The organism is Mycobacterium numidiamassiliense, assembly GCF_900157365.1.
In the GTDB taxonomy this organism is placed as follows: domain Bacteria; phylum Actinomycetota; class Actinomycetes; order Mycobacteriales; family Mycobacteriaceae; genus Mycobacterium; species Mycobacterium numidiamassiliense.
Genome location: NZ_FUEZ01000003.1, coordinates 502988 through 529842, shown reverse-complemented (window position 1 = coordinate 529842; position 26855 = coordinate 502988). Strand labels below are relative to the sequence as shown.

Annotated in this window: 24 protein-coding genes and 1 pseudogene; 16 read left to right on the top strand and 9 right to left on the bottom strand. The window is 68.4% G+C overall.

Going from position 1 to position 26855, the window contains the following annotated elements; genetic code table 11:
• Nucleotides 1-138 precede the first annotated feature (138 nt).
• Complete coding sequence (locus MNAB215_RS02290; protein WP_077078351.1) at nt 139-834, top strand: ferritin-like fold-containing protein; 696 nt, start codon at nt 139-141, stop codon at nt 832-834.
• Between the two features lie 18 nt (nt 835-852).
• Here MNAB215_RS02290 and MNAB215_RS02285 read toward each other — a convergent pair whose 3' ends face one another.
• The gene (locus MNAB215_RS02285; RefSeq protein WP_165691540.1) at nt 853-1611 is read right to left on the bottom strand and encodes an MmpS family transport accessory protein; all 759 of its coding nucleotides are present in this window, start codon (nt 1609-1611) and stop codon (nt 853-855) included.
• A 205-nt stretch (nt 1612-1816) separates the two neighbouring features.
• On the opposite strand from MNAB215_RS02285, the gene MNAB215_RS02280 reads away from it, so the two are divergent.
• Nucleotides 1817-2089, top strand: coding sequence for a DUF3107 domain-containing protein (locus MNAB215_RS02280; RefSeq protein WP_077078350.1), 273 nt, complete (start codon nt 1817-1819; stop codon nt 2087-2089).
• On the opposite strand, the gene fasR is transcribed toward MNAB215_RS02280, so the two are convergent.
• Nucleotides 2076-2747: an HTH-type transcriptional activator FasR gene (fasR, locus tag MNAB215_RS02275; protein ID WP_077077271.1), complete on the bottom strand. Its 672-nt coding sequence runs from the start codon at nt 2745-2747 to the stop codon at nt 2076-2078. The two genes, MNAB215_RS02280 and fasR, sit on opposite strands and share 14 nt — an antisense overlap.
• A 188-nt stretch (nt 2748-2935) precedes the next feature.
• Between fasR and MNAB215_RS02270 the strand changes: the two genes are divergently transcribed.
• From MNAB215_RS02270 to MNAB215_RS02260, 3 genes are read left to right on the top strand one after another with little or no spacing between them, the layout of a single operon-like run.
• On the top strand, nt 2936-3961 hold the full coding sequence (locus tag MNAB215_RS02270) for a DUF3152 domain-containing protein (protein WP_083745981.1): 1026 nt from the start codon (nt 2936-2938) through the stop codon (nt 3959-3961).
• A 43-nt stretch (nt 3962-4004) separates the two neighbouring features.
• Complete coding sequence (gene moeZ, locus MNAB215_RS02265) at nt 4005-5198, top strand: adenylyltransferase/sulfurtransferase MoeZ (RefSeq protein ID WP_077077270.1); 1194 nt, start codon at nt 4005-4007, stop codon at nt 5196-5198.
• 37 nt (nt 5199-5235) lie between these two features.
• Nucleotides 5236-6090, top strand: a complete 855-nt coding sequence (locus MNAB215_RS02260) for a TIGR02569 family protein (protein WP_077077269.1) — start codon at nt 5236-5238, stop codon at nt 6088-6090.
• Nucleotides 6091-6205: 115 nt separating this feature from the next.
• Here MNAB215_RS02260 and MNAB215_RS02255 read toward each other — a convergent pair whose 3' ends face one another.
• Both MNAB215_RS02255 and MNAB215_RS02250 read right to left on the bottom strand, forming a co-directional pair.
• A complete protein-coding gene (locus MNAB215_RS02255; RefSeq protein ID WP_077077268.1) occupies nt 6206-6508 on the bottom strand; it encodes an MGMT family protein in 303 nt (100 codons plus the stop codon).
• A gap of 2 nt (nt 6509-6510) precedes the next feature.
• Entirely contained in the window at nt 6511-7245 is a 735-nt protein-coding gene (locus MNAB215_RS02250) for an alpha/beta hydrolase (RefSeq protein ID WP_425436418.1), read from the bottom strand.
• Between the two features lie 127 nt (nt 7246-7372).
• On the opposite strand from MNAB215_RS02250, the gene MNAB215_RS02245 reads away from it, so the two are divergent.
• The 4 genes from MNAB215_RS02245 (at nt 7373) to nudC (ending at nt 15937) form a co-directional block, all read left to right on the top strand.
• A complete protein-coding gene (locus MNAB215_RS02245) occupies nt 7373-10510 on the top strand; it encodes an ATP-dependent helicase (RefSeq protein ID WP_077077266.1) in 3138 nt (1045 codons plus the stop codon).
• On the top strand, nt 10477-13875 hold the full coding sequence (locus MNAB215_RS02240) for an ATP-dependent helicase (protein ID WP_425436417.1): 3399 nt from the start codon (nt 10477-10479) through the stop codon (nt 13873-13875). Before MNAB215_RS02245 ends, MNAB215_RS02240 begins: the two co-directional genes overlap by 34 nt.
• Before the next feature lie 68 nt (nt 13876-13943).
• A complete protein-coding gene (locus MNAB215_RS02235; protein WP_077077265.1) occupies nt 13944-15014 on the top strand; it encodes a potassium channel family protein in 1071 nt (356 codons plus the stop codon).
• Nucleotides 15014-15937, top strand: a complete 924-nt coding sequence (nudC, locus tag MNAB215_RS02230) for an NAD(+) diphosphatase (RefSeq protein WP_077077264.1) — start codon at nt 15014-15016, stop codon at nt 15935-15937. The genes MNAB215_RS02235 and nudC overlap by 1 nt, the downstream gene beginning before the upstream one ends.
• A gap of 4 nt (nt 15938-15941) precedes the next feature.
• Here nudC and MNAB215_RS02225 read toward each other — a convergent pair whose 3' ends face one another.
• Nucleotides 15942-16571, bottom strand: a complete 630-nt coding sequence (locus MNAB215_RS02225; RefSeq protein WP_077077263.1) for a sensor domain-containing protein — start codon at nt 16569-16571, stop codon at nt 15942-15944.
• Nucleotides 16572-16629: 58 nt separating this feature from the next.
• Nucleotides 16630-16884, bottom strand: a complete 255-nt coding sequence (gene mrx1 / locus MNAB215_RS02220) for a mycoredoxin Mrx1 (protein ID WP_077077262.1) — start codon at nt 16882-16884, stop codon at nt 16630-16632.
• 132 nt (nt 16885-17016) lie between these two features.
• Between mrx1 and MNAB215_RS02215 the strand changes: the two genes are divergently transcribed.
• From MNAB215_RS02215 to MNAB215_RS02210, 3 genes are all read left to right on the top strand, one after another.
• On the top strand, nt 17017-19110 hold the full coding sequence (locus MNAB215_RS02215; RefSeq protein WP_165691538.1) for an ATP-dependent DNA helicase UvrD2: 2094 nt from the start codon (nt 17017-17019) through the stop codon (nt 19108-19110).
• Between the two features lie 74 nt (nt 19111-19184).
• The gene (locus tag MNAB215_RS29375) at nt 19185-19379 is read left to right on the top strand and encodes a hypothetical protein (RefSeq protein WP_131829073.1); all 195 of its coding nucleotides are present in this window, start codon (nt 19185-19187) and stop codon (nt 19377-19379) included.
• A gap of 143 nt (nt 19380-19522) precedes the next feature.
• Nucleotides 19523-19792 (top strand): WhiB family transcriptional regulator, encoded by a 270-nt coding sequence (locus MNAB215_RS02210; RefSeq protein ID WP_077077260.1) that lies wholly within the window; start codon nt 19523-19525, stop codon nt 19790-19792.
• Nucleotides 19793-19831: 39 nt separating this feature from the next.
• Here the strand turns inward: MNAB215_RS02210 and MNAB215_RS02205 are convergent, their stop codons facing one another.
• The 3 genes and pseudogenes from MNAB215_RS02205 to MNAB215_RS02195 form a co-directional block, all read right to left on the bottom strand.
• Nucleotides 19832-21172 carry a macrolide-binding ATPase MABP-1 gene (locus tag MNAB215_RS02205; protein WP_077078347.1) on the bottom strand — a complete coding sequence of 447 codons (1341 nt, stop codon included), beginning with the start codon at nt 21170-21172 and terminating at the stop codon, nt 19832-19834.
• A gap of 47 nt (nt 21173-21219) precedes the next feature.
• Nucleotides 21220-22080 (bottom strand): cyclodehydratase, encoded by an 861-nt coding sequence (locus MNAB215_RS02200; RefSeq protein ID WP_077077259.1) that lies wholly within the window; start codon nt 22078-22080, stop codon nt 21220-21222.
• A 35-nt stretch (nt 22081-22115) separates the two neighbouring features.
• Nucleotides 22116-22331, bottom strand: a pseudogene (locus MNAB215_RS02195) (zinc-dependent metalloprotease); the annotation flags it as partial.
• Nucleotides 22332-23197: 866 nt separating this feature from the next.
• Here MNAB215_RS02195 and MNAB215_RS02190 point away from each other — a divergent pair.
• The 4 genes from MNAB215_RS02190 (at nt 23198) to MNAB215_RS02175 (ending at nt 26851) form a co-directional block, all read left to right on the top strand.
• The gene (locus tag MNAB215_RS02190; RefSeq protein ID WP_077077258.1) at nt 23198-23407 is read left to right on the top strand and encodes a hypothetical protein; all 210 of its coding nucleotides are present in this window, start codon (nt 23198-23200) and stop codon (nt 23405-23407) included.
• 309 nt (nt 23408-23716) lie between these two features.
• Complete coding sequence (gene pstS, locus MNAB215_RS02185) at nt 23717-24829, top strand: phosphate ABC transporter substrate-binding protein PstS (RefSeq protein ID WP_077077257.1); 1113 nt, start codon at nt 23717-23719, stop codon at nt 24827-24829.
• 18 nt (nt 24830-24847) lie between these two features.
• On the top strand, nt 24848-25786 hold the full coding sequence (locus tag MNAB215_RS02180; protein ID WP_077077256.1) for an NHL repeat-containing protein: 939 nt from the start codon (nt 24848-24850) through the stop codon (nt 25784-25786).
• Nucleotides 25787-25900: 114 nt separating this feature from the next.
• Nucleotides 25901-26851, top strand: coding sequence for an NHL repeat-containing protein (locus tag MNAB215_RS02175; RefSeq protein WP_077077255.1), 951 nt, complete (start codon nt 25901-25903; stop codon nt 26849-26851).
• Nucleotides 26852-26855 lie beyond the last annotated feature (4 nt).

The following is a 26855-nucleotide window of genomic DNA, read 5'->3' as shown; positions in this document are numbered from 1 at the left end:
TTTGGTGGGCCCGCTGTGCACGCACATTTCGCTGATAGCGGCGGCGGTAGCAGAAATACAGCCACTATCTATCTGCATGATAGCTGGTCGACAGCTGAGGCCCATCTTCTTCCAGGTGCGCCGACTAGAGTGATGCCCATGACTTCGGCCTCCTCCGCGGACCGGGTGGACGACTCACCAGCCTCACGCCTGACGGCGGACCATCCGGGTGTCAACGAGCTGTTCGCGGTGCTCGCCTACGGCGAGGTAGCCGCGTTCTACCGGCTGACCGACGAGGCGCGGATGGCCCCTGACCTGCGGGGACGGATCTCGATGGCGAGTATGGCCGCCGCCGAGATGCAGCACTACGAGGTGCTGCACGACGCGTTGGAAAAGCGTGGCGTCGACGTGGTCTCGGCCATGTCGAGATACGTGTCGACGCTGGAGAACTACCACCGGCTCACCATGCCGAGCACCTGGCTCGAAGCGTTGGTGAAGACCTATGTCGGTGACGCGCTGGCCGCCGATCTGTATCTCGAGATCGCCGACGGGCTGCCCGACGAGATCGCCGATGTGGTGCGGGCGGCGCTGTCGGAGACCGGGCACTCGCAGTTCGTCGTCGCCGAGGTGCGCGCCGCGGTGACCTCGAGCGGCAAACAGCGCAGCCGGTTGGCGCTGTGGTCGCGCCGGCTGTTCGGCGAGGCGATCACCCAGGCCCAATATCTGCTGGCCGACCACGACGAACTGGTCGATCTGGTGGTGTCGGGGGCCGGCGGGCTGGGCCCGCTGAGCGCGTTCTTCGACAGATTGCAGCAGACACACGACCGCAGGATGCGCGAACTCGGCCTCAGCTGACTGGTTGCGCCGCTGGTCTCAGCGGGTGCAGGTCGCCATCGTCGTGTTGTTGGTCGACGCCACGACCACCTGGCCCTGGGCGTTGACGACCGAGCAGTTCAGATGGCTGTAGATGCTGGTCGCGATCACGGATTGGGTCGTGACGCCCGGGTTGAGCACCACTTCCTTGGTCCAGGGCAGCGCGACGTTGAACTCCGTCTTCGGGTAGCCCTGGGCGTCGGTGTAGACGACGGTCACGAAATCCATCAGCTGCTTGGTCCCGGCCACGCTGTAGATGACCGTGCTCGGATTCAGTGCCGCCGTCGGCGGTAGGGCGGCGGGCGGCAGCGCTGTCGGCGGCAATGCCAGGGGCGGCGCGGCCCTGGGCGGCAGGTAGGTGGGCAGCGGCGCGGGGGTGATCATTCCCGGCGGCGCGGCGCCGGGTGTCAGCGTGGTGACCGTCTCGGGCGGCAGCTGCGGTGCAGGTGAGGTACCAGGAGCCGGGCTGGTCGACGCGCGGGGCGCGCTGGTGGTCGCGGGCGCGGAGGTCACCGGCCGGGGTCCCACTGTGGCTTTCGTCGACGCGCTGTCGCCGGAGTTGATGACCACGGCGGTGGCGACGGCGCCGACGGCGATGACGGCGCCGATGACCGCGGCGACCGGACGCCAGCGGGGGTCGGTCGGCCAGGCGAGTTCGCCGTAGCCGTCGTCGTACTCGGCTCCGTCGTAGTCGTCGTCGGGGTAGTCCTCGTCGTAGCCGCGGACTAGGCCGTCGAGATCGTGAAGTGTGTTACTGATGGTGCCGATGCTACGGATGCGAAAGCTGCGGATCGGGGCGCGCGCGACCATGTTGACCCAGCTGGGAGCGAATCGTTACCGACCGACAACCTGGGTTTCGCTTAACGCGAAGCCCGCGGGGCCCAGCTGCGTCAGCCGGGGCCGCACGCGTCCACTAGCCTGCTGCTGACGCGTCTGGAACGAAACACGAATGGAAGGGGCCCCGGTGGAGGTCAAGATCGGTATCACGGACAGCCCACGCGAGCTGGCCTTTTCCAGCGCGCAGACGCCCGGTGAGGTCGAAGAACTCGTGTCCGCCGCGCTGGGGGGAAGCTCGAATCTGCTCAGCCTGAACGACGACAAGGGCCGTCGCTTCCTGGTCAACACGGCCAAGATCGCCTATGTCGAGATCGGCGTCGCCGACGGCCGCCGGGTGGGCTTCGGCATCGGCGCGGGCGCGGACGCCAAGGCTGGCGGTAAAGGCGCTAAGGGCGAGTAAGCGGCACGTGTGACAGCCCGCCCCAGGCGAATGCGACGGTGCCGTCGACGGCGTCCGACTTGGAAATCGGACGATCGGAGTCCAGCCAGTACCTGGCGCAGTCGACGCTGATGCCGACCAGCCCGACCGCGATCATCCGGGCGCGGTGGGGGTCCAACCCGGAGTCCGCGCTGATCAGGTCGAATACCGCGTCGATGCACGATTCGGTGGCGACCCGTACCTGCGCGGCGACCTCGGGCTCGGTGACGTAGTCGTTCTCGAAGATCAGCCGGTAGCCCTGGCTGTCGTGCTCGATGAAGTCGAAGAACGCCTGGACCGCGGCGTGCAACCGCCGCCGGTTGTCGGTGGTGGTGCGCAGCGCCTTCTGCACACCGGAGACCAGGTTCTCGACGTGCCGGTTGAGCACCGCCAGATACAGTTCTAGCTTGCTCGAAAAGTGTTGGTAAAGAACGGGTTTGCTAACCCCGGCGCGTTCGGCGATCTCGTCCATGCCGGCGGCGTGGTAGCCATGGTCGACGAAGACGTCGCTGGCCACGATGAGCAACTGGCCACGGCGCTCGTCGCGGGGCAGCCGATTGCCCCGCCGGTTCGCGTTCGCCATGCCGTCGGCCGGCCGACCACCGGCACGCCGGGGCGCTGCCTTGGCGACATCGCTCATCGAGTCCTCATCTATTCGTGGCGACTGACCGCCGATCCCGTCGGAGTAAGCCGCGCTCGTCGCAACGACATTACTACCCGCCATGTGTTCGCGACCGGCATCGGCGTCGCTGGCGAAAAGGGTGTCGTGCGCTGCACGCTCGGGCGCGCCAGGGGCGCCCGCACTGCGAGCTGTGCAATCCTGGGGCAATGACGTCCGACGGACCCGTGCGCGGCACCGGACGAGCTCCCGCCCTGCACGACCAGTGGCGAGAACCACTTCGGGCCCTGCGCGACCCGATCGCCCGCGACGCCGGACGGGTCCGGGCCGACCGGGACCGGCCGCGGCAATGGCGCAAGCAGACATGGCTGGGCCGGTTCATCTCCACCTATGGCTGGCGTGCCTACGCGTTGCCCGTGCTGGTGGCCCTCACTTCGGTGGTGCTCTATCAGACGGTGACCGGCACCAGCACGACGAAACCGGCCGCAAGCCAGCCCATTCAGGGCCCGCCGGTGATCGGTGCGGTGGGCACGTCGATCCTCGACGCACCGCCTCGCGGGCTTGCCACGTTCGACGCCAATCTGCCGGCCGGGACGCTGCCCGACGGCGGTCCCTTCACCGAAGCTGGCGACAAGACCTGGCATGTCGTGCCGGGTACCACGCCGCAGGTCGGTCGGGGTACCGCGAAGGTGTTTCACTACACCGTCGAGGTGGAAAACGGCCTGGACCCCTCGATGTTCGGCGGCGACAACGCATTCGCCTCGATGGTCGACCAGACGTTGGCCAATCCCAAGGGCTGGACCCACAATCCGCAATTCGCCTTCGTCCGGATCGACGACGGCAAGCCCGACTTCCGTATCTCGCTGGTGTCCCCGGTGACGGTGCGCGAGGGGTGTGGCTATGAATTCCGGCTGGAAACCTCCTGCTACAACCCGGTATTCGGCCCGGACAAGCAGGCGCGGGTGATCATCAACGAGGCACGCTGGGTGCGCGGAGCCATGCCCTTCCAAGGCGACGTCGGGTCGTACCGGCAGTACGCGATCAACCACGAGGTCGGCCACGCCATCGGCTATGTGCGCCACGAGCCGTGCGACCAGCAGGATGGCCTGGCGCCGGTGATGATGCAACAGACCTTCTCCACCTCCAACGACGACGCCGCCAAATTCGACCCCGCGGACGTCAAGGCCGACGGCAAAACGTGCCGGTTCAACCCCTGGCCGTATCCGATCGCCTGAACCTGCGTTGAGCTGATCGCCACTAAACCGGACAATTGCGGTGATGGAAGTCCACGACGCGTCAGACCTCGGATCGCGGTTGCCGCCGCTCGTCGAGCCGGCCGCCGAGCTGACGCGCGATGAGGTGGCCCGCTACAGCCGGCACCTGGTCATCCCGGACCTCGGGGTAGACGGGCAGAAGCGGCTGAAGAACGCCCGGGTGCTGGTGATCGGCGCCGGCGGGCTGGGCGCGCCGACACTGCTGTACCTGGCCGCGGCCGGCGTCGGCACCATCGGCATCGTCGACTTCGACATCGTCGACGAGTCGAACCTGCAGCGCCAGATCATCCACGGCACCGCGGACGTCGGACGGTCCAAGGCGCAGTCCGCGCGCGACTCGATCGTCGCGATCAACCCGCTGGTCGAGGTGCGACTGCACGAGTTCCGGCTGGACGCGGGCAATGCCGTCGCGCTGTTCGGGCACTACGACCTGATCGTCGACGGCACCGACAATTTCGCCACCCGGTATCTGGTCAACGACGCTGCCGTGCTGGCGGGCAAGCCGTATGTCTGGGGGTCGATCTACCGGTTCGAGGGCCAGGTCTCGGTGTTCTGGGACGACGCGCCCGGCGGCCGCGGGCTGAACTACCGCGACCTGTACCCGGAGCCACCGCCACCGGGCGCGGTCCCGTCCTGCGCCGAAGGCGGCGTGCTCGGCATCGTCTGCGCGTCCATCGCGTCGGTGATGGGAACCGAGGTGATCAAACTGATCACCGGCATCGGTGAATCACTGCTGGGCCGGCTGATGATCTACGACGCGCTCGCGATGAGCTACCGCACGATCACCGTCCGCAAGGACAGATCCGCGCCCGAGATCGCCGGGCTTGTCGACTACGAGGAGTTCTGCGGCGCGGTGTCCGGGGACGTCGCCGGCGGTTCCACGATCACCCCGCGGGAGTTGCGCGCGTTGCTGGACTCCGGCAGGAAGCTGGCCCTGATCGACGTGCGCGAGCCGGTGGAGTGGGACATCAACCACATCGACGGCGCCCAGCTGATCCCGCAGTCGTCGATCAACTCGGGCGAGGGGCTGGCAAAGCTTCCGCACGACCGCACGGCGGTGCTGTACTGCAAGACGGGGGTGCGTTCGGCCGAGGCGCTGGCCGCGCTGAAGAAGGCCGGATTCTCCGATGTTGTGCACTTGCAGGGCGGAATCGTCGCGTGGGCCCAACAGATGCAACCCGACATGGTGATGTACTAACCCGATACCCCCGGTGGGCTCCACTACGCTAACCCGTGTGAGTGTCGAGCCGCCGCCGGAGCACGTGCTAGCGGCGTTCGGTTTGGCCGGGGTGAAACCCGTCTTGCTGGGCGCCAGCTGGGAAGGTGGTTGGCGATGCGGCGAAGTCGTTTTGTCGACCGTCGCCGACCATGCCCGTGCTGCGTGGTCGGCGCGAGTACGCGAGACGTTGTTCGTCGACGGGGTGCGGCTGGCTCGTCCGGTCCGCTCGACCGACGGGCGCTATGTGGTCTCCGGCTGGCGGGCGGACACGTTTGTCGCCGGGACGCCGGAACCCCGCCACGATGAGGTCGTCTCGGCGGCGGTGCGGCTGCACGAGGCCACCGGCAAACTGGAACGCCCGCGATTCCTGACCCAGGGGCCCACGACGCCGTGGTCGGACGTCGATGTGTTCATCGCCGCCGACCGGTCCGCGTGGGAAGAGCGGCCGCTGGCATCGGTGCCGCCGGGCGCACGGACCGCCCCGCCGCCGGCGGACGGTCAGCGATCCGTCGAGCTGATCAACCAGCTGGCCACGTTGCGCAAGCCAACCAAGAGCCCCAACCAGCTGGTGCACGGAGATCTTTACGGCACAGTGCTTTTCATCGGCACCGCCGCGCCGGGGATCACCGACATCACGCCCTACTGGCGGCCCGCCTCGTGGGCCGCCGGCGTGGTCGTCGTCGACGCGCTGTCCTGGGGAGAGGCCGACGACGGGCTCATCGAACGGTGGAACGCGCTGCCGGAATGGCCGCAGATGTTGTTGCGCGCGTTGATGTTTCGCTTAGCTGTGCATGCGCTGCACCCGCGCTCGACCGCCGACGCATTCCCGGGGCTGGCGCGCACCGCGGCCTTGGTTCGGCTGGTCCTCTAGGTCTTTGGTGTCGGGTCTTTGGTGTCGGGTCTTTGGTGTCGCCGACATCGACGCCACCGTGACGACACGCCGAAACGGCCGTCGATAACGTCGATTTCGGTGCAGGCCGGCGCGCTCACTGAGGAAACTCGTAGCGAACCTCGCTCAGCGCGATCCTGCCGTCGACGGCCAGCACACCCTCGGCGCGCAACAGTTCCAGTTGCCGGGTGGTCAAATGGCGCGCCGGGCGCCCGGATGCGGTGATCACCCGGTGCCAGGGCAGGTCCGAGGAGTCGGTGCGCATGATCCATCCGACGATCCGCGGGCTGGAAAGCCCTGCGACAGCGGCGATGTCGCCGTAGGTGGAGACTCGGCCCGACGGGATGGCCGCCACCAGCGAGCGCACCCGTTCTACCTGCTGCTCGGTCACCTGCGCCACGGTCAGCCCACCTTCAGCTGCTTGCGGATCAGCGCGGCGACCTCGGTAGGCATTGCCGCCGGCACCATGTGGTTGCACTCGAAACTCAAGAACTCGAAATCGGCGCCCAGTCGTTGCTGCAACCCGGCGACGAGGTGGTCGCTGACGTAGGGCGGCGACGTCCACGCGGCGCGCACCAGGGTGGTGGGCGTCCCCGCCGGGGGCAGCACGGTGGCGCGGGCCAGCTCACTCCAATAGGACATCATCGCCGGCACGCTGAGGCGCCAGCCGTACCGCCCGCTCGGCAGCTCGACCAAGTGCTCGTCGAGTTCGGCGTCGAGCACGGCGGGATCCACGTCCGCCCACGAGCCCGTCGCCTTTTCCGCGCGGGCCTCCGCGGGATCGGGATAGTCGGGGGAGGACAACATTCCGTTGGCGATGTCGCGCATCCACCCGCCATCCAGGCCGATCGCCGGGTCGAGCAACAGCAGCCCCGCCACCCGGTCGGGCCGTGCCGCGGCCAGATGCATGGCCACCCCGCCCCCGAACGAGTGGCCGACGACCAGCACCGGCGCCTCGGCCTCGTCGTCGAGCAATGCGCCCAGCGCCGCGACATTGGCGTCGATGGTCCACGGCGCGGCCCACGACGACCTGCCGTGGCCGAGCAGATCGGGCGCGGCGATGGTGATTTCGGGCAGATAGTCGGCCAGCTGCTGCCAACGCTGGCCGTGGCCGGTCAGTCCGTGCAGAGCGAGCATCCGCACCGGGCCGGGCGGACCGTAGCGGTGGACGTTCAGGTCGATGCTCACGCGTCGATGATGCCAGGGCGGGCCGACGTCACGCCTCCGCGCCGGATTTGTCAGACCCTCGTGATTGCATGCCCCCATGTCGTACACCTGGGGCACCGAGGCAGATGCGCTTCTGCTGCCGGGCGTCCGCGGCGTGGTGCGCATCCTTGGCGGTCCCGGTACCGGAAAGAGCAGCCTATTGGTCGACGCCGCCGTCGCACAGATCACCGGCGGTATAGATCCGAAATCGGTTCTGCTGCTTACCGGTTCGGGCCGGATTCCGACTCGGGCGCGCAGTGCCCTGACGACGGCGTTGCTGCGATCGCAGGCCTGCGACGCCTGCCCGGCCGCTGTGCGCGAGCCGTTGGTGCGCACCGTGCACAGCTACGCGTATGCGGTGTTGCGGCGGGCCGGCGAGCGCGCCGGCGATGCACCGCCGCGGCTGGTCACCAGCGCCGAACAGGACGCCATCATCCGGGAGCTGCTGGCCGGTGATCTCGAAGACGGGCCCGCTGCGGCGGTCGCGTGGCCGAAACATCTCCTGCCGGCCCTGACCACCGCGGGGTTCGCCGCCGAACTGCGAAACTTGTTGGCGCGCTGCGCCGAACGCGGTGTGGACGCCCAGGAGCTGGAGCGGCTGGGCCGTCGCTCGCGCCGGCCGGAGTGGACCGCCGCCGGTCAATTCGCGCGCCAGTACGAGCAGGTGATGCTGCTGAGGGCCGCGGTGGGCACGGCGGCGCCGCAGGCGACCACGCCCGCGCTGGGTGCCGCCGAACTCGTGGGTGCGGCGTTGGAGGCGTTCGCGGTCGATCCCGAACTGCTGGCCGCCGAGCGTGCCCGCGTGCGGGTGTTGTTGATCGACGACGCTCAGCAACTCGACCCGCAGGCGGCCCGGCTGGTCCGGGTGCTGGCCGCGGGCGCCGAACTCGCGCTGGTCGCCGGTGACCCCAACCAGGCGGTGTTCGGGTTCCGCGGCGGCGAGCCCGCCGGGTTGTTGGATGGCGATTCACCGTCGGTGACGTTGACGGCGTCGCACCGGTGCGCGCCCGCGGTGGCCCGCGCCGTCAGCGGCATCGCGCGCCGCCTGCCCGGCGCTAACAGCGGTAGACACGTCGACGGCACCGGCGCCGACGAGGGATCGGTGACGGTGCGCCGGGCCGCGTCGGCGCACGCCGAGGCCGCGATGATCGCCGACACGCTACGCCGTGCCCACCTCGTCGACGGCGTGCCGTGGTCGCAGATGGCGGTCATCGTCCGGTCCGTGCCGCGGGCGGGGGCCCGGCTGCCCCGGGTGTTGGCGGCCGCCGGGGTCCCGGTCGCCGTTCCCGCCGTCAGCGGTCCGCTGGTCGAGGAGCCCGCGGCGCGGGCGTTGCTGACGGTTCTGGCGGCGACCGCCGACGGGCTCGACCGCGACCAGGCGCTGGCGCTGCTGACCGGGCCCATCGGCCGCCTCGACCCGGTCTCGCTGCGACAGCTGCGCCGGACGCTGCTGCGCGCCAAACCCGTTGACGCGCCAGACGATTTCGGTGCCCTGCTGGTGGCGGCCGTGTCGCGGGGCACGCCGGGTGCGCAGTTTCGCCCGCTGCAGCGAGTGCAAGCGGTCCTGGGCGCGGCAGCCCGCTGCCACGTCGAGGGCCAGGATCCCCGCTACACCCTGTGGGCGGCGTGGCAGCGGTCCGGCCTACAGCGCCGCTGGCTCACCGCGATCGAGCGCGGCGGCCCCGCGGGCGTCCAGGCCGCCCGCGACCTCGAGGCGGTCACCGCGCTGTTCGACATCACCGATCACTACGTGTCGCGCACGCAGGGCGCGTCGCTGCGCGGACTCGTCGAACACGTCGCGGCCCTGCAGCTGCCGGGCGTCAACCGCGGTCCGGCGTCGACGGCAGACCAAGTCCAGGTGATCAGTGCCCACGCCGCCCTGGGCCACGAATGGGATCTGGTGGTCATCGCAGGCTTGCAGGATGGGTTGTGGCCCAACATGATTCCGCGCGGGGGTGTACTGGGCACCCAGCGACTGCTCGACGTGCTCGACGGCGTAGCCAAGGACGCCTCGGTGCGCGCGCCGCTGCTGGCCGAGGAGCGCAGGCTGCTGATCGCGGCGATGGGCCGGGCCCGGCGCCGGCTGCTGGTGACCGCGATCGACAGCGACACCGGCGGCCCTGGGCTGGAGGCCGCATTGCCGTCGCCGTTCTTCGACGAGATCGCGCAGTGGGCCGACACCGATCCCGATCTCGAAGGAGCGCAGCCGGTTTCAGCACCTCGAGTGCTGTCGTCGGCGGCGCTGGTCGGGCGGTTGCGCGGTGTCGTCTGCGCCCCGGACGGCGCGGTGGACGAGGTCGCCCGCCGCCACGCCGCAACACAATTGGCGCGGTTGGCCGATGCGGGTGTGCCGGGCGCCAACCCCGAAGCGTGGCACGGTCTGATCCCGGTCAGCACCAGCGACCCGCTCTGCGGCGGCGACGATCCGGTCACCTTGACGCCGTCGACCCTGCAGACCCTCAACGACTGCCCGCTGCGCTGGCTGATCGAACGGCACGGCGGGACCAACCCCCGAGATCTGCGTTCGACCCTTGGCTCGTTGTTGCACGCGCTGATCGCCGAGTCGGCCAGAAGCGAAGCCCAGCTGCTGGCCGAGCTGGACCGCGCCTGGGAACACCTGCCGTTCGACGCGCGCTGGCATGCCGCCAACGAACACGCCCGGCACCGCGCCATGGTCGAGGCGTTCGTCGATTGGCGCGCCCAGACCCGCGCCCAACTGACCGAGGTCGGGGTGGAAGTCGGGGTCGACGGTGTCCTGGCAACGTCGCGGGAGGACGGCGGCGAGGTCCGGCTGCGCGGCCGGGTCGACCGGCTGGAACGGGATGGGGCCGGGCGGCTGGTGATCGTCGACGTCAAGACCGGCAAAACCCCGGTCAGCAAGGACGACGCCCAGCAACACGCGCAGCTGGCGATGTATCAACTGGCGGTGGCCGAAGGCATGATCGACGCCGCCTCGCCCGGGGCGGAGCCCGGTGGCGCGCGGCTGGTGTACATCGGCAAGACCGGGGCAGCGGGCGTCACCGAACGCGAGCAGGATCCGTTGACACCGGCCGCCCGCGACGAATGGCGCGACGCCGTCCGGCGCGCGGCCGACGCGACGACCGGGCCGCAGTTCATCGCCCGTCGCAATGACGGTTGCACGCACTGCCCGATCCGGCCGTCCTGCCCGGCCCATGCCGACGGGGCCGCACGGTGACTCCGCGCTACAGCCCCACCGAATTAGCCCGTGCGCTGGGTGTTTTCCCGCCCACCGACGAGCAGGCCGCCGTCATTGCCGCGCCGCCGGGGCCGCTGGTCGTGATCGCCGGAGCCGGAGCGGGCAAAACCGAGACGATGGCCGCGCGGGTGGTGTGGCTCGTCGCCAACGGATACGCCGATCCCGGGCAGGTGCTGGGTTTGACCTTCACCCGCAAGGCCGCCGGCCAGCTGCTGCGCCGGGTTCGGTCCCGGCTGGCCCGGCTGGCCGGCATCGGGTTGGGCGGCGCCGCGGCCCCCGAACCGGGCGCCGAAACTGCAGGCGCCCCGGTGGTCAGCACCTACCACGCCTTTGCCGGGTCGTTGCTGCGGGACTACGGGCTGCTGTTGCCGGTCGAGCCGGACACCCGACTGCTCAGCGAAACCGAGTTGTGGCAGTTGGCCTTCGACGTAGTCAATCGGTACGACGGACAGCTGTGCACCGAGAAGAACCCGGCCGCGATCACCTCGATGCTGCTGCGATTGTGGGGCCAGCTCGCCGAGCACCTGGTGGACACCGGCCAGCTCCGCGACACCCACGTGGAGCTGGAGCGGCTGGTGCATACCCTGCCGGCGGGTCCCTACCAGCGCGATCGCGGCCCCAGCCAGTGGCTGCAGCGACTGCTGGCCGCCCAGACCGAGCGTACCGAGCTGGTGCCGCTGCTCGACGCGCTCAATCAGCGGATGCACGCGCTCAAAGTCATGGACTTCGGTATGCAAATGGCTTCTGCGGCAAGGCTTGCGGAGACCTTCCCGCAAGTGGGACAGGACCTGCGGGGCCGCTACCGGGTGGTGCTGCTCGACGAGTACCAGGACACCGGCCATGCCCAGCGAGTCGCCTTGTCGGCACTGTTCGGTGGTGGCGTCGATGACGGGTTGGCGCTGACGGCCGTCGGAGATCCGATTCAGTCGATCTACGGCTGGCGCGGCGCCTCGGCCACGAACCTGCCGCGGTTCACCACGGACTTCCCCCGATCCGACGGCACTCCCGCGCCGGTCCTGGAGCTGCGCACCAGCTGGCGCAATCCGCCGCGCACCCTGCACGTAGCCAACGCGATCTCCGCCGAGGCGCGGCGGCGCTCCGTCACGGTGCACGCGTTGCGCCCGCGCCCGGATGCCCCGCCCGGCACCGTCCGCTGTGCGTTACTCGTGGATGCGCGCGCCGAGCGTGAGTGGATCGCCGATCACCTGCACGGGCATTACCAGCGGGCCCGCGCCGAGGGGGTCAGTCCGCCCACCGCCGCGGTGCTGGTGCGCCGCAACGCCGATGCCGCACCCATCGCCGATGCGCTGCGCGCCCGCGGTATCCCGGTCGAGGTCGTCGGTCTGGCCGGCCTGCTGTCGATCCCCGAGGTCGCCGACGTCGTGGCCATGCTGCGCCTGGTCGCCGACCCGACGGCAGGTGCCGCGGCGATGCGGGTGCTGACCGGTCCACGCTGGCGCCTCGGTGGGCGCGATATCGCCGCCCTGTGGCAGCGCGCGGTGGCCCTTGCCGGCCGGCAACGCCGCGACGAAGCGCCCTCGCCCGAGTCGATCGCGATAGCCGCAGGTCCGGATGCTGATACCGCGTGTCTGGCCGACGCGATCAGCGATCCCGGTTCGGCCGCCGCGTATTCGGTTGCGGGATATGGGCGGATCACCGCGTTGGCCGCCGAGATCAGTGCACTGCGCGGCCATCTCGGCCACGCCCTGCCCGACCTGGTGGCCGAGGTGCGTCGCGTGCTGGGCGTCGACTGTGAAGCCCGGGCCGCAGCGGGGGTCTCCGCGGGCTGGGGCGGCGCCGAGCACCTCGACGCCTTCGCCGACGTGGCCGCCGGCTACGCCGAACGAACAACGGCCGCGGCCAGTGCGATGGACGTACCCGCGGCGGCCTCGGTGCTGGGGCTGCTGGCCTACCTGGATGCTGCCGACGCCGTCGAGAGCGGTTTGCCGCCGGCCACGTTGACCGTCGCCCGGGATCGGGTCCAGGTGCTCACCGTGCATTCCGCGAAAGGCCTGGAGTGGGAGGTGGTGGCGGTCGCGCATCTGTCGGGCGGGGTGTTCCCGTCCACCGCGTCGCGCAGCAGCTGGCTCAGCGACGCCGCCGAACTGCCGCCGCTGCTGCGCGGCGACCGGTCCTCGGCAGGCTCCCTCGGTGTCCCGGTGCTGGACACCTCGGATGTCACCAACCGAAAGCAGCTGTCGGACAAGATCGCCGAGCATCGCCGCCAGCTCGAGCAGCGCCGTATCGACGAGGAACGCCGGCTGCTGTACGTGGGAATAACCCGGGCCGAGGACACGCTGCTGGTGTCCGGCCATCACTGGGGCGCCACCGGGATCAAGCCGCGGGGGCCGTCGGATTTCCTCTGTGAACTCAAAGGCATCATCGACCGGTCGACCGCCGCCGGTGATCCCTGCGGGGTGGTGGAGCAGTGGGCGTCCACGCCCGCTGACGGCGAGCGAAACCCACTGCGCGACAACATTATCGAGGCAGTATGGCCAGCGGATCCGCTGTCGACACGGCGCGGCGATGTCGAACGCGGGGCAGCGCTGGTGGCCCAGGCGATGACGGACCACCGGATGACGGACCACCGGATGACGGACCAGGCGATGACGGACCAGGCGATGACGGCCGGCACGGACGGCGCCGACACCGACGTCGAGGGCTGGGCCGCCGATGTCGACGCCTTGCTGGCCGAGCGCGCGCGGTCGGCCCAGCCGGTCGCCCGCGCTTTGCCCAGCCAGTTGTCCGTCAGCGGCCTGGTGGATCTGGCGCGCGACCCGGCGGGCGCGGCGCAGCGGTTGATGCATCGGCTGCCAGCCCGTCCCGACCCACACGCGTTGCTGGGCAACGCTTTTCACGAGTGGGTTCAGCAGTTCTACGGGACGGAGTGGCTGTTCGACCTCAGCGACCTGCCCGGCGCGGTGGATTCGGATGTCGGCGACACCCGGGAATTGGCCGCGCTGCAGGAGGCATTCACCGCATCGCGATGGGCCGCCCGCACACCCGTCGCCGTCGAGGTGCCCTTCGAGATGCCCATCGGCGACACCGTGGTGCGGGGCCGCATCGACGCGGTGTTCGCCGACCCCGACGGGGGCGCCACCGTGGTGGACTGGAAAACCGGTGAGCCTCCGCACGGGCCGGAAGCAATGCGGCAGGCCGCCGTCCAGCTCGCCGTCTACCGGTTGGCGTGGTCCGCCTTGACCGGGTGTCCGCACTCGTCGGTGCGTACCGCCTTCCACTACGTGCGAACCGGGACCACCGTCATCCCCGAGGAACTGCCCGACGCCACCGAGTTGGCCGGGCTGTTGGCCCGCTCGGACGATGGCCGCGATGTCGCCGTCTGATGCGCCTAGGGCCGTTGATCGTGGTTACATGTGAGGCGTGCGGTGCGTTGAGCCGATGACGGGTGACTGTGCCCAAGGGTAGGTTGCGGCAACTCCGGGGCCTCGACGAGACGTTGGCCGCACAGCCGGGCCACCTGCTGGTCGGGGTGCTGCGCATCCCCGAAAACCTCGGCAGCCCCATCCGCGTCGTCGCGCGCCGGTTCACCATCGCGCTGCTCCTGTTGTTCGCCGCCACGCTCGTTGTGTACCTGGACCGCAACGGCTACCGCGACGTGCGGGGCGAGCGGCTGACCTTCCTGGACTGCCTTTACTTCTCGGCGGTGTCGTTGTCGACGACCGGCTACGGCGACATCACCCCGTACACCGAGGCCGCGCGCCTGGTGAACACCGTGATCTTCACCCCGCTGCGGATCGCGTTCCTGGTGGTGTTGGTCGGCACGACGCTCGAGCTGCTCTCCGAGCGATCCCGGCAGGGGTGGAAGATCCAGCGTTGGAGGAACAAAGTGCGTAACCACACCATCGTGATCGGCTACGGCACCAAGGGGAAAAGAGCTGTCGAGGCCAGGGTCAGCGATGAGGCCGCCGTGGGCGAGATCGTCGTCGTCGACACCGATCGAGGCGCCCTCGAGCACGCCGCGACGGCCGGACTGGTTACCGTGCATGGCGACGCCACCAAGTCTGACGTACTGCGACTGGCCGGCGCCCAGCACGCCTCGTCGATCATCGTCGCCACGAACCGCGACGACACCGCCGTCCTGGTGACGTTGACGGCGCGCGAGCTCGCCCCCAAGGCCAGGATCGTGGCGTCCATCCGTGAGGCCGAGAATTCGCATCTGCTGCAGCAATCGGGTGCGGATTCGGTGGTCGTTTCCTCGGAGACCGCCGGGCGGTTGCTCGGCCTGGCGACCACCACTCCCACTGTCGTGGAGATGATCGAGGACCTGCTGACTCCGGACGAGGGTCTGGCCATCGCCGAGCGCGAGGTGGAGCAGTCCGAAGTCGGTGGTTCCCCGCGGCACCTGCGCGACATCGTGCTGGGCGTGGTGCGTGACGGCCGGCTGCTGCGCATCGGTGCACCCGAGGTGGATGCCATCGAGGCGACCGATCGGCTGCTCTACATCCGAAACGCGGGACACTAGTGGACTTTCGACTGCAGAGCGTTCCGCTGCTTTCTCGTGTCGGTGCCGACCGCGCCGATCAGCTGCGCACCGACGTCGACGCAGCCACCACCGGCTGGGCGGATGCGGCTCTGCTGCGGGTGGATTCGCGCAACCAGGTGTTGGTCGCCGACGGTCGAGTGGTGCTCGGCGCCGCGGCCGATCACGCCGAGAAGCCGCCACCGGACGCGGTATTCCTGGGTCGCATCGAGGGCGGGCAGCATGTGTGGGCCATCCGCGGAGCGCTGCAAGCGCCCGACGATCCGGACGCGCGGGCCGAGGTGGTCAACCTGCGCAGCCTGGGCCCCATCTTCGACGACACCAGCAGTCAACTCATGTCTTCGGCTGTGGCGCTGTTGAATTGGCATGACAGCGCCCGGTTCAGCGCGGTCGACGGGTCGCCGACGAAATCCGCCAGGGCGGGCTGGTCGCGAGTCAACCCGGTCACGGGTCACGAGGAGTTTCCGCGCATCGACCCGGCGGTGATCTGTCTGGTCCACGACGGCGGCGACCGTGCGGTGCTGGCGCGTCAAGCGGTGTGGCCCGAGCGGATGTTCTCGCTGCTGGCCGGATTCGTCGAAGCCGGTGAGTCTTTCGAAGTGTGTGTCGTCCGCGAAATCCGCGAGGAGATCGGGTTGACCGTGCGAGACGTTCGCTATCTGGGCAGCCAGCCGTGGCCGTTTCCGCGCTCGCTGATGGTCGGCTTCCACGCCCTTGGCGATCCGGATGAGGAGTTCGCGTTCAACGACGGCGAAATCGCCGAGGCGTCGTGGTTCACCCGCGCCGAAGTGCGCGCGGCGCTGGATGCCGGCGATTGGTCGAGCTCGGCGGAGTCGAAACTGCTTCTGCCCGGGTCGATTTCGATCGCCCGGGTGATCATCGAATCCTGGGCGGCGGCCGGCTGAGGCGCTACTTGATGCGATCGGTGATCGTCTGCAAGATGGTGTCGGCGATCTGGTTCGATGCTTCAAGACCCAGCACGCCGACCGAGACGAGTACCGCGGCTTTTGCGCGGTAGAGGTGGCACCACTGAAGGTCGGTGATCCGCAAGGTTGCGGAATCCGGCTTGTCCAGCGTGAACTCGTAGTTCGGATTGTGCAACGCAACACAGGCTTGTAGCGACGACTCCAGCTTATGGAATGCGGCCTGGGCCTTGTCCGAGCTCGGGTAGCGGGCAACTGCCTGGCTGACTTCGTTAACCATCGAGTTTCCGCCTGGATCTATGTCATCGGTAACCCCCTTGTAGCCCGCGCTGCGAAAGTCTGACCAGCCACCACCGAACGTGAGGTCGTTGTATCCCACCGCACGGCACGGCTCAGGCGCGGCCGGGTCCGCGGGTGGCGGCTTATGCAAGTGCGCTTCTATGTGTGGCGCGAAATCTTCGGCCGCGGCGATTCGCCGGACATCTTCGACGCTGACGATCATGTCATCGAGGCGTTGGGCATGGACCACGTTCGACTTGTTGGTGTATGTATAGGAGCACGCCGACATCAACACCGCGCAGCAGACGACCGCGGCGGATCGCAGACTCGATGCCATATCTCGTATCGTAGAGCGGTTAAGACGCTTTGCTGCGCACTAACTTTCGGCGGCGTGGTTAGCCGGTGACCTCGGCCAGTTTGGCTTTCACCTCGGCCGCACTCGGATTGGTCAACGTCGAGCCGTCGGAGAACTTCACCGTGGGAACCGTCCGGTTGCCACCGTTTGCCTTGCTGACGAAATCCGCCGCCGCAGCGTCGTGTTCGATGTCGACCGCCTCGTAGGCGATCCCGTTGGATTTGAGCACCGTCATGAGCCGGTGGCAGTAACCACACCAGGACGTCGTGTACACGGTGATCGGAGCATTGGCCATAGTCGCTAAACGTAGTCGAGCAACGACGCATTCCACGCTGCGGGTGCCCGCCCGCGTGGCGGGGAGGGCCGCGACACGCTCGGCAAGCCGACGCGCCCGGGTTTGTCGGTGAGCGCTGCCAAGATGGACGCCATGCCGATGGTCGCCGACCCGTTGACCGCCGGACTGGACGACGAGCAGCTCGAAGCCGTGCTCGCTGCGCGCGGACCGGTCTGCGTGCTGGCCGGCGCTGGCACGGGCAAGACGCGCACCATCACACACCGCATTGCCCACCTCGTCGCCAGTGGTCATGTCGCGGCGGGCCAGGTGCTGGCGGTCACCTTTACCCAGCGCGCGGCGGGCGAGATGCGCTCGCGGCTGCGCCTGCTCGACGCCACTGTGCAAGCGGGCGTCGGCGCGGTGCAGGCCCTCACCTTCCACGCGGCAGCGCACCGACAGCTGCGCTATTTCTGGCCGCGGGTGGTCGGGGAGACCGGGTGGCAGCTGTTGGACAGCAAGTTCGCCGTCGTGGCCCGGGCGGCCAGCCGGACCAGGCTCAACGTCGGCACCGACGACGTGCGCGACCTGGCCGGCGAAATCGAATGGGCCAAGGCATCGTTGATCAGCCCCGAGCAGTACCCGAGCGCGGTGGCCGCCGCCGGCCGCGACATCCCGATGGACGCCGCGAAGATCGCCGACATCTACACGGCCTACGAGGCACTCAAGGTCCGCGACGAATCGGTCACGCTGCTCGACTTCGATGACCTGCTGCTGCACACCGCGGCCGCGATCGAAAACGACGCCGCGGTGGCCGAGGAGTTCCGGGATCGCTACCGCTGCTTCGTCGTCGACGAGTACCAAGACGTCACCCCGCTGCAGCAGCGGGTGCTCTCGGCGTGGCTGGGCGATCGAGACGACCTGACCGTCGTCGGCGACGCCAACCAGACCATCTACTCGTTCACCGGCGCCTCGCCTCGGTTCCTGCTCGACTTCTCCCGGCAATTCCCCGACGCAACGGTGGTGCGTCTGGAGCGCGACTACCGGTCCACCCCGCAGGTGGTGTCACTGGCCAACCAGGTGATCGCCGCGGCGCGTGGCCGGGTCGCCGGCAGCAAGCTGCAGCTGTCGGGCCAGCGCGCGCCCGGTCCGGCGCCGTCGTTCCATGAGCATCCCGACGAAACGGCCGAGGCCGCCGCGGTCGCGAAGGCGATCGCGCGGCTCATCGAATCCGGCACCGCGCCATCGGAAATCGCGGTGCTCTACCGCGTCAACGCGCAGTCCGAAATCTACGAAGAAGCGTTGACCGAGGCGGGCATCGCCTATCAGGTCCGCGGCGGCGAGGGTTTCTTCAATCGCCAAGAAATCAAGCAGGCATTGCTGGCCCTGCAGCGCGCCGCCGAACGCGGTGCCGAGGGCCCGTTGCCCGAGCTGGTTCGGGAAATCCTGGAGCCCCTCGGGTTGACGGCCTCCGAACCCGTCGGCACCCGGGCGCGGGAGCGCTGGGAGGCATTGACCGCGCTGGCCGGGTTGGTCGACGACGAAGTGGCGCAACGTCCGCAGCTGGACTTTCTAGGACTGGTCACCGAGCTGCGAAACCGAGCCGACGCCCGCCATCCACCCGTGGTGCAGGGCGTTACGCTGGCCTCACTGCACGCCGCCAAAGGACTTGAGTGGGACGCGGTGTTCCTGGTCGGATTGGCCGACGGCACGCTCCCCATCTCGCACGCCCTGGCGCACGGCGCCGAGAGCGAGCCCGTCGAAGAGGAGCGTCGACTGCTCTACGTCGGAATCACAAGGGCCCGAATGCATTTGGCGCTCAGCTGGGCGCTGTCGCGGAGTCCTGGCGGACGGCAGAGCCGCAAGCCGTCGCGATTCCTCAACGGCATCGCACCGCAGACGCGCGCCGACCCGGCGCCGACCAAAGCCCGCCGCGGCCGGGGCGCCAAGACGCGGTGCCGGATCTGCAACCACGATCTGACGACTCCGGCGGCGATCATGCTTGGACGGTGTGAGACGTGCTCGGCCGACATCGACGAGGGGTTGTTGACCCGGCTCAAGGCCTGGCGGCTCGACGTCGCCAAGGAGCAGAAGGTGCCTGCCTATGTCGTCTTCACCGACAACACCCTGATCGCGATCGCCGAGCTGCTTCCCGACGACGAGGCGGCCCTGATCGCGATCCCGGGCATCGGTGCCCGCAAGCTCGAGCAGTACGGCCCCGATGTGTTGGACCTGGTTCGCGCGCGCTGACGGCAAACGCGCAGGTCAGAAAATCGTTTGTCTCCACCTGGGGCTACCCTTTACTCTCGAAGTATCCATTTGGCGTGCCGGCGGGAGCTGGCGTGCGCAGGCGTGAGGAGGTGGCCGCGATGATCGACACCGTCTTTGGTGTACGCGTGGCCGGCACGGTGCTGACCGTGGCAACCGCCCATGCCGCCCACGCCGCCGTGCCGGCGGCCGCGCGTAAGCATCGCGCCGCCGCCGCGACTGACGCGTCCGTGGATTGGGGTCTCACCTAACTACCCCGCTACACCACATGGCCACGGACCCGAAGTCACAAGGATCCGTGGCCACAGTTTTTGGGTCTTCAGTTTTTCGAAGCCCGCTACCTGGTCCGGATCACCGCAGAAGGACACCCAACCAGGAAGCAGGTGCGCAGTTCATGTCGGCATCGACAGTCCCTAGACAGACGCGGCCGGTGTTGCCGTGCCACGTCGGCGATCCCAACCTGTGGTTCGCCGAGACCCCCGCCGACCTGGAACGGGCCAAGGCCCTCTGCGCGAGCTGCCCGGTCCGTCGGCGCTGCCTGGCCGACGCGCTCGAACGCGCCGAACCCTGGGGCGTGTGGGGCGGCGAGATCATCGAGCAGGGCTCGGTGTTGGCCTACAAACGCCCGCGCGGACGGCCCCGCAAGGACGGGATAGCCGCCTGATGGGACTAAGCCGCCTGACGGGATAGCCACCTGATGGGACTAAAGAGCCGCGGCGTCGGGCTCGGCGAATCCGGGGACGAGTTCTTCGGACAGCCTCTTGATCGGCACATGCGCGTCGAGCTGGCAGAGGATCGCGGCCACCGACATGATCACCCGCATCGGGATCACCAGCTTGGGTGGTAGGTCCATCTGCCGGGCCGTCCTGATCTGCGACACCGATTTGTCGATCTCCACAGTGCTCAGCTTCTGCAGCCACTTACGGGTGTAGTGGAAGACATCGACCTCGATCGGCTCGACGTACTGGCGCAGCATCTCGTCGATGTCGCGCACGGACACCTGCCCGCCCTTCTGGATGAACCCGGCCTTCTCCATCGTCGGCAGCAGCAGGTCGTAGTTCTTGTCGCGGGCCAGCCGAATCATCATCCCGAGCTCGGTCGGCAAACCACCGGGCAGCGGCGCCACGGCCCCGAAGTCGATGACGCCCATCTTGTCGTCGGGCATCAACATGAAGTTGCCGGGATGGGCGTCACCGTGCAGCATCTGCAACCGCTGCGGCGCGTCGAAGGTGAGCTCGAGGAGCCGGGTGCCGATCAGGTCGCGTTGGTCGGGGGTGCCATCGCGGATGATCTCGGCCATCGGCACGCCCTCGATCCACTCCTGGATCACCACCTTGGGCGCGCTGGCAACGACCTTGGGCACGGTGAAGTGGGGGTGGTCGCGATACGCCTTGGCGAACGCACGCTGGTTGTCGGCCTCTAGCCGGTAATCGAGCTCCATCTCGGTGCGCTCGATCAGCTCGTCGACCACGCCTTCGACGTCGGCGCCCGGTGAGAGCTGCTTGAACACCCCGACCAGCCGCTGCATGGTCTTGAGGTCGGCGCGCAGGGCCTCGTCGGCTCCCGGGTACTGGATCTTGACGGCCACTTCGCGGCCGTCCGACCAGATCGCCTTGTGCACCTGGCCGATGCTGGCCGAGGCCACCGGGGTGTCGTCGAAAGAGGTGAAGCGGCCGCGCCACTTGGTGCCCAGCTGCGCGTCGAGCACCCGGTGCACCTTCTCGGCGGCCAGCGGCGGGGCGTCCTTCTGCAGTTTGGTCAGCGCGTCGCGGTAGGGCTCGCCGAACTCGTCGGGAATCGCGGCTTCCATCACCGACAGGGCCTGGCCGACCTTCATCGCGCCGCCCTTGAGCTCGCCCAGCACGGTGAACAGCTGGTTGGCCGCCTTCTCCAGCAGCTCAGCCTGCACTTCGTCCTTTGACTTGCCGGTCAGCCGCTTGCCGAAGCCCAACGCTGCCCGGCCGGCGAAGCCGACCGGAATGCTGGCCAGCTTGGCGTTGCGCGCTGCCCGCCCCCGTTTGATGTCTGACACAACCCCCATCATCCACGACCGGTGGTCAGTCGCGGGATTGATCTGGGTAACAGTGGACCTCAGCAGGAGCACGACGGGTGCCTCGTCCACTGCCGGGCGACGATGGTGCCACTCCTGAGGTCGAACTCCAGAGTGGCGTTGAGTGCCTGCGGCGGCCCGGGATCGGGCACCTCCTGTTGACCGCGCACCGCGGCGATGACCCGGTTGATCTGGCTGAGCGCCAATGCCGCGGTCGCCAGCACGGTGGCCCGGTCGGCCACGCCGACGGTCTCGCGCAGCTGGGCGGCGATGGCAGGCCACGCGGCATCGCGGTCGCTGCGATGTAGATCCGCACAACCCAGGCACGAGGTCACTCCTGGTATGACGAGTGGCCCGACTAGTCCGGTGCCGTCGCGTACCCGCACGGCCAGATGCGGGACGCCCTGGCTGTGCAGGTCGCGGACCAGGCGCGGGTCGGCGATGAGGTAGTCGGCCAGCACCACCAAATCCACGCCGCCGCGGGAGATCGCGGCGTGCGGTTGGCTGCTGTGTGCGATGCGGGCCCCCGAGCAGCGCAGCGACTCGACGAGCAGGTCCGACAGCGGGCCGCGGCCGTGCACCCGAATCGAGGCCGCCCGGCCGCCGGCTTGGCGGCGGCCGCGTGTCGCGACGCCCGCGCTGACCAGCCGGGCGACGAGGTGCGTCAGGCCGTCGGCGTCGCGCAAGCCGCGATCGATGGCTTGTCGCTGCAGTTCGCCGATCGCCATCGGTGATCGCATCGACCGCAACAGCGTGGCCAACTCCGTTGCGGGCAGGCCGCCCGGTGGACGGACCAGCACGGCCCGGCGTGGATCCCAGCCCACTTGCACCGCGCCGTCGGGCCGCAGCAGCACCGGCAGCGCCGGGTCCAGCGCATATAGGGACGGCGTGGGCTGCGCCATCCCAGCACTGTGCCACGGCCGTCACGCAGGGTGATTCAGCTGTCCACAGGGCCGACAGCACCTTCGCGGGGCCCGCCATCGGCGTCGCGCTCGAACTCGGCGATCCCGCTGGTGTCGCCGCCGATGACGCGGTCGATGGACGCGGCCGGATCGTCGAGATCCTCCGAATCGGGCAGTAGGTCAGGGTCCTGCCACATCGCATCGCGGGCATCGACACCGGCCTGGGTCACGCCGTTCTCGGCGATTGCACCGGGTGCCGGAACGCCGTCGAGGATCATGAGCCCGGACGTTGCCGTCAACCTTGAACTGGCCGTGACCGTCAGTGTTATTCAGCCGGTGCGGGCGCCGGTGCGGGCGGCGGTGGACACGGCCGTGCGTAACGCCATGCCATGATCGTTCCTATTGGCGCGTGCGTATTTACTGGTCCGAACGTGTATCCACAGGGCCAGTTGCGCGTTTCGCCGGGATCGTTCGGGTCCGGATCGGCGTGCGCGATTCCCGCACCGAACGCGAGGGCCACTAGCGCCGATCCTGCAGCGATGATCGGTCGTTTGCGCATTGCCTTCACCTCGATCTTTCGTCGGCGGCCAGCATCGCGTTCCTGGCCTGGTGCATCGGGCCGATGCGATCGACCTTTGCGCGCGATTACCCACGCTGCCCGTCGACTTTGCAACGATGCCGTGAACAGCGCGCAAATTATGTTGTGAGCGCTAGCGTTTCGTTGTTCGAGCCGACCGCGACGGCGGCAGCTTGCTGGGCCGGGGGTGAGGATGTCACGGCGTTGGGATTCCCGGTTGCGGTTGCAATCTCACGGATCGGACGGCTGCTTCCTGCTGTCCGCCGGATGCGATCGACGCGTGCCGGGCGTCACTTGACCGGCAGCGCCGGGTCCAGCATATACAGGGACGTGGCCGGCAGGAGTCCTGACGGTGCCACGCCTCGTGGGTCGGCCTGTGCGGTTATCCACAGAACCGCCGAAACCTCGGCCGGCCCTGCCGCGAGGTTGCGGCAGAGCGCTCTTCCCGCAGCACCGCAGATTGTTCACTGGTGGTTCTGGCGGACTCAGGGACAATGAGGCCACGACCGCTTTCGCGGGCTGGTAAAGAGAGGATTCACCATGGCTGAGCAGAGGCAGCTGGCCGAGCTGCATGACATCGCTGCCAAGGAGCTAATACAGCTCATCGAGCTGGTCCTCCACGCCGGCCCTGACGACGATCACGCAAAGCTCGAGGCTGCCAAGCGTTATATTTCGGCGATCTCCGACTACGGCCTGACCCGCAGCGAGCACGACGATGCGTCCCGCCATGATCCCGAGGGGCTGCTATGAGCGCACACAATCTGGCTGCGCAGGCTGATGTCGTGGGTCATTCCCGCTATTTTTACGCAGGCATCGGGTAAGCCCCGACGGCTGGACGCCGCCCTGTTAGTCGGCGGCGTAAGCGAATCCCTCTCGCTCTCAAGCCTCAAGGGATGTGACGTTCTAGGCGTAGCAGCACGGCGCGTGGATAACCCCGGCGAACCGGCGGCTGCCGTTCCCTGCGGCCGAGGTGCAGACCTGCGATAGTGTTCCCGGGCTCGTCGATGTCGTGGTTGTGGGGTCGTCCGACAGACAGCGGAAAGCTAGCAGGGAGGGTCGATGAAAACTCGTGTGGGTCTTGCCGTGCCGGTAATGCTGTTCGCAGCAGCGTGCGGGTCGACCTCGACGAGTGGTTCGTCCAGCCCGGGGGGCATCGCGACCGAGCCGGCGACGTCCGCCGTGACGCTGTCGGAGACCGGTTCCAACAATCTCTTCCCGATGATGGAGGTGTGGGCGCGCACCTACGAGCTGAATCACCCGAACGTGACAATCAATACCCAGAGCGCCCTATCCGGGGTCGGGGTCGCCAGGGCCGCCGACGGCACGGTGAATATCGGCGCCTCCGGCGCCTACCTGTCCGACGCTGATACGGCCGCACATCCGGGCCTGATGAACATCGCGATGGCCATTTCCTCGGTGCGGGTGGACTACAACCTGCCTGGTCTCACCGACCATCTCAAGCTCAACGGCAAGGTGCTGGCAGCCATGTACCAGGGATCCGTCAAAGCCTGGAACGACCCGCAAATCACGGCCCTCAACCCGGGCATAGACCTGCCGGCCACCCCGGTGATCCCGCTGCACCGTTCCGACGGTCCGAGCAGTGACACCTTCGAGTTCACCCAATATCTGTCCAGGCAAGACCCTGACGGGTGGGGCAAGGCGCCCGGCTTTGGCACCCGAGTCGACTTTCCCGCGACTCAGGGCGCCGTCGGGGTGAGCGGCGTCGCGGGCCAGGCCGGCATGTTGGGCGGCTGTGCGCATTCCCTGGGCTGCGTCGCCTATATCGGTACCCGCTTCAACGACGACGCGGCGCAGCAGGGACTGGGCGAAGCCCAGTTGTGCAACGCCGCCGGCAATTACGAGCTGCCCGACGCCCAAAGCGTTGATGCCGCGGCCGCGGGCTTGGCCACGCAAACCCCTGCGAATGAGGCGATTTCGCTGGTCAACAGTCCTGCCGCTGACGGGTACCCGATCATCAACTACGAGTACGCGATCGTCTACAGCAAGCAGAAGGATCCAGCGACGGCACAGACGATGCAGGCCTTTCTGCACTGGGCGGTGAACGGCGGGAGCACCGCACGGTTCATGCAGAAGCCGCACATCTTCGTCCGGCCGCTGCCGAAGGCGGTGTCGGTGTTGTCCGACGCTCAGATCGCCAAGATCACCAACTAGCCAAGGAGTGACCCTTTGGTGGACGAGCCGGTGCGCGGCGGCCGCGGCCGACCGTTCGGCCGCAGCAAGGCGATCAGGCTCGCTGCGCTCGCGCCACCCGCGGTCGCTCTCGTCGTCATCGCCGGGTGTCAGTCGCACCAGTCCGCGCCGTCGTCCCCGCCCCCGGCCGCACCGACGCAGACTCAGCTGCCGTTCCCCGGCCTGATAGGTCCCAAAGGGCTGGCGGTCGATGCCGCCGGCGACGTCTACGTCACCGACAGCAGCACCAATCCGGTGATCAAGCTGCCGGCGGGATCGGATGCCGCGGTCAAGTTGCCCTTCATCGGCCTGAAGGATCCCGTGGGGGTCGCGGTGGACTCCGCCGGCGACGTCTACATCACCGACAACAAGGCCAACAAGGTGGTCGAATTGCCGGCTGGGTCGAACGCCCAGGTAGAGCTGCCGTTTCCCGGCCTGAAGATGCCGTTTGGCATAGCGGTGGACGGCGCCGGCAACCTCTACGTGGCCGACTACAGTCCACGGGTGCTCGAACTGCCGCCCGGGTCGAACACTCCGGTCGCGCTGCCGTTCGTCGGCCTGAAGGATCCCGTGGGGGTCACCGTGGACGCCGCGGGCAACGTCTACGTCACCGACTGCGACGTCAGCGACAACACCAACAACCGGGTGCTCAAACTGTCTGCCGGGTCGGGTACCCAGGTCGAGCTGCCGTTCACCGGCCTGAAAAACCCCAAGGATGTGGCGGTGGACTCCGCCGGCAATGTCTACGTCGCCGATGGGGACATCATCGTCGGCGGCGGCGCCAGGGCGGTGTTCAAACTTCCGGTCGGCTCGAATACCCCGGTTGAGCTGCCGTTCGTCGGCCTGAAGGATCCCCTGGGAGTGGCGGTGGACTCCGCGGGCGACGTCTACGTGACCGACAACAGCAACGGCCGGGTGCTCAAGCTTCCGGCGAAGTAGCGGTTTCTTTGATGGGAACCTCCTGTCACCGCCCGGCTCTTATCCCTCACAGCGTCCCTTCGCCCGCGATACTGATGCCCTGGCGGTGTTTCATTGTTGCGAGCCAGAGGAGTGATGGTTGGTGGACGAGCCGACGTGCACCGGCAACACCGGTTGCTGTTCGGGCGCTACGTGCTGAGCCGGGTGCTGGGTCGCCGAGAGACGACTCTCGCCGCGCTTGCACCGATTGCTGCCGCCCTCACCGTCATCGCCGGGTGTCATGCGTCGCCACAGGCGGCGTCATCAGCGTCGCCATCGCAGGTCGAGCTCCCCTTCCGCGGCCTGGTCGGTCCCAAAGGGTTGGCGGTGGACGCTGCTGGCGACGTCTACGTCATCAACGACGGCAGTAGTCGGTTGCTCAAATTGCCTGCGGGGTCGGACGTCTCGGTCGGGGTTCCGCTTACCGGCCTGAAAGATCCGTTGGGGTTGGCGGTGGGCACCGGCGGCAACGTCTATGTGTCGGACAACAGCGATAATCGGGTGTACGAACTGCCGGCCGGGGCGAACACCCCGATCGAGCTGCCGTTCACCGGCCTGAAACTGCCCTTCGGCATGGCGGTGGACGCCGCCGGCGACGTCTACGTCACCGACTACACGCCCCGGGTACTGAAATTGCCGGCCGGGTCGAACACCCCGGTGGAGCTGCCGTTCACCGGCCTCAAAGATCCCCTGGGGACGGCGGTGAACGCCAACGGAGACGTCTACGTCACCGACTGCGACGTCCCGGACGGTAGGGACAGCCGGGTGCTCAAGCTGCCTGCCGGGTCCGCTGCCGCGGTCGAGCTGCCCTTCAATGGGCTGAGTTGTCCCAAGGGGGTAGTGGTGGACTCCGCCGGCGATGTCTACGTCGCCGACGTTGGCGGCAGCGTCGGTCGGGTATTCAAATTGCCGGCCGGTTCGAATACTCCGGTTGAGCTGTCCTTCCCGGGCCTGAAAACTCCGCTGGGGATAGCCGTGGACGCCGCCGGCAATGTCTACGTCACCGACAACACCAATAACCGGGTGCTCAAACTGCCGGCGAAATAGCGGC

Coding starts and splice junctions, on each gene's coding strand:
- MNAB215_RS02290 (WP_077078351.1), top strand. CDS start 139: ATGACTTCGGCCTCCTCCGCGGACCGGGTGGACGACTCACCAGCCTCA.
- fasR (WP_077077271.1), bottom strand. CDS start 2,747: ATGAGCGATGTCGCCAAGGCAGCGCCCCGGCGTGCCGGTGGTCGGCCG.
- MNAB215_RS02270 (WP_083745981.1), top strand. CDS start 2,936: ATGACGTCCGACGGACCCGTGCGCGGCACCGGACGAGCTCCCGCCCTG.
- moeZ (WP_077077270.1), top strand. CDS start 4,005: ATGGAAGTCCACGACGCGTCAGACCTCGGATCGCGGTTGCCGCCGCTC.
- MNAB215_RS02250 (WP_425436418.1), bottom strand. CDS start 7,245: ATGCTCGCTCTGCACGGACTGACCGGCCACGGCCAGCGTTGGCAGCAG.
- MNAB215_RS02245 (WP_077077266.1), top strand. CDS start 7,373: ATGTCGTACACCTGGGGCACCGAGGCAGATGCGCTTCTGCTGCCGGGC.
- MNAB215_RS02225 (WP_077077263.1), bottom strand. CDS start 16,571: ATGGCATCGAGTCTGCGATCCGCCGCGGTCGTCTGCTGCGCGGTGTTG.
- mrx1 (WP_077077262.1), bottom strand. CDS start 16,884: ATGGCCAATGCTCCGATCACCGTGTACACGACGTCCTGGTGTGGTTAC.
- MNAB215_RS02215 (WP_165691538.1), top strand. CDS start 17,017: ATGCCGATGGTCGCCGACCCGTTGACCGCCGGACTGGACGACGAGCAG.
- MNAB215_RS02210 (WP_077077260.1), top strand. CDS start 19,523: ATGTCGGCATCGACAGTCCCTAGACAGACGCGGCCGGTGTTGCCGTGC.
- MNAB215_RS02205 (WP_077078347.1), bottom strand. CDS start 21,172: ATGATGGGGGTTGTGTCAGACATCAAACGGGGGCGGGCAGCGCGCAAC.
- MNAB215_RS02200 (WP_077077259.1), bottom strand. CDS start 22,080: ATGGCGCAGCCCACGCCGTCCCTATATGCGCTGGACCCGGCGCTGCCG.
- MNAB215_RS02190 (WP_077077258.1), top strand. CDS start 23,198: ATGGCTGAGCAGAGGCAGCTGGCCGAGCTGCATGACATCGCTGCCAAG.
- pstS (WP_077077257.1), top strand. CDS start 23,717: ATGAAAACTCGTGTGGGTCTTGCCGTGCCGGTAATGCTGTTCGCAGCA.
- MNAB215_RS02175 (WP_077077255.1), top strand. CDS start 25,901: ATGGTTGGTGGACGAGCCGACGTGCACCGGCAACACCGGTTGCTGTTC.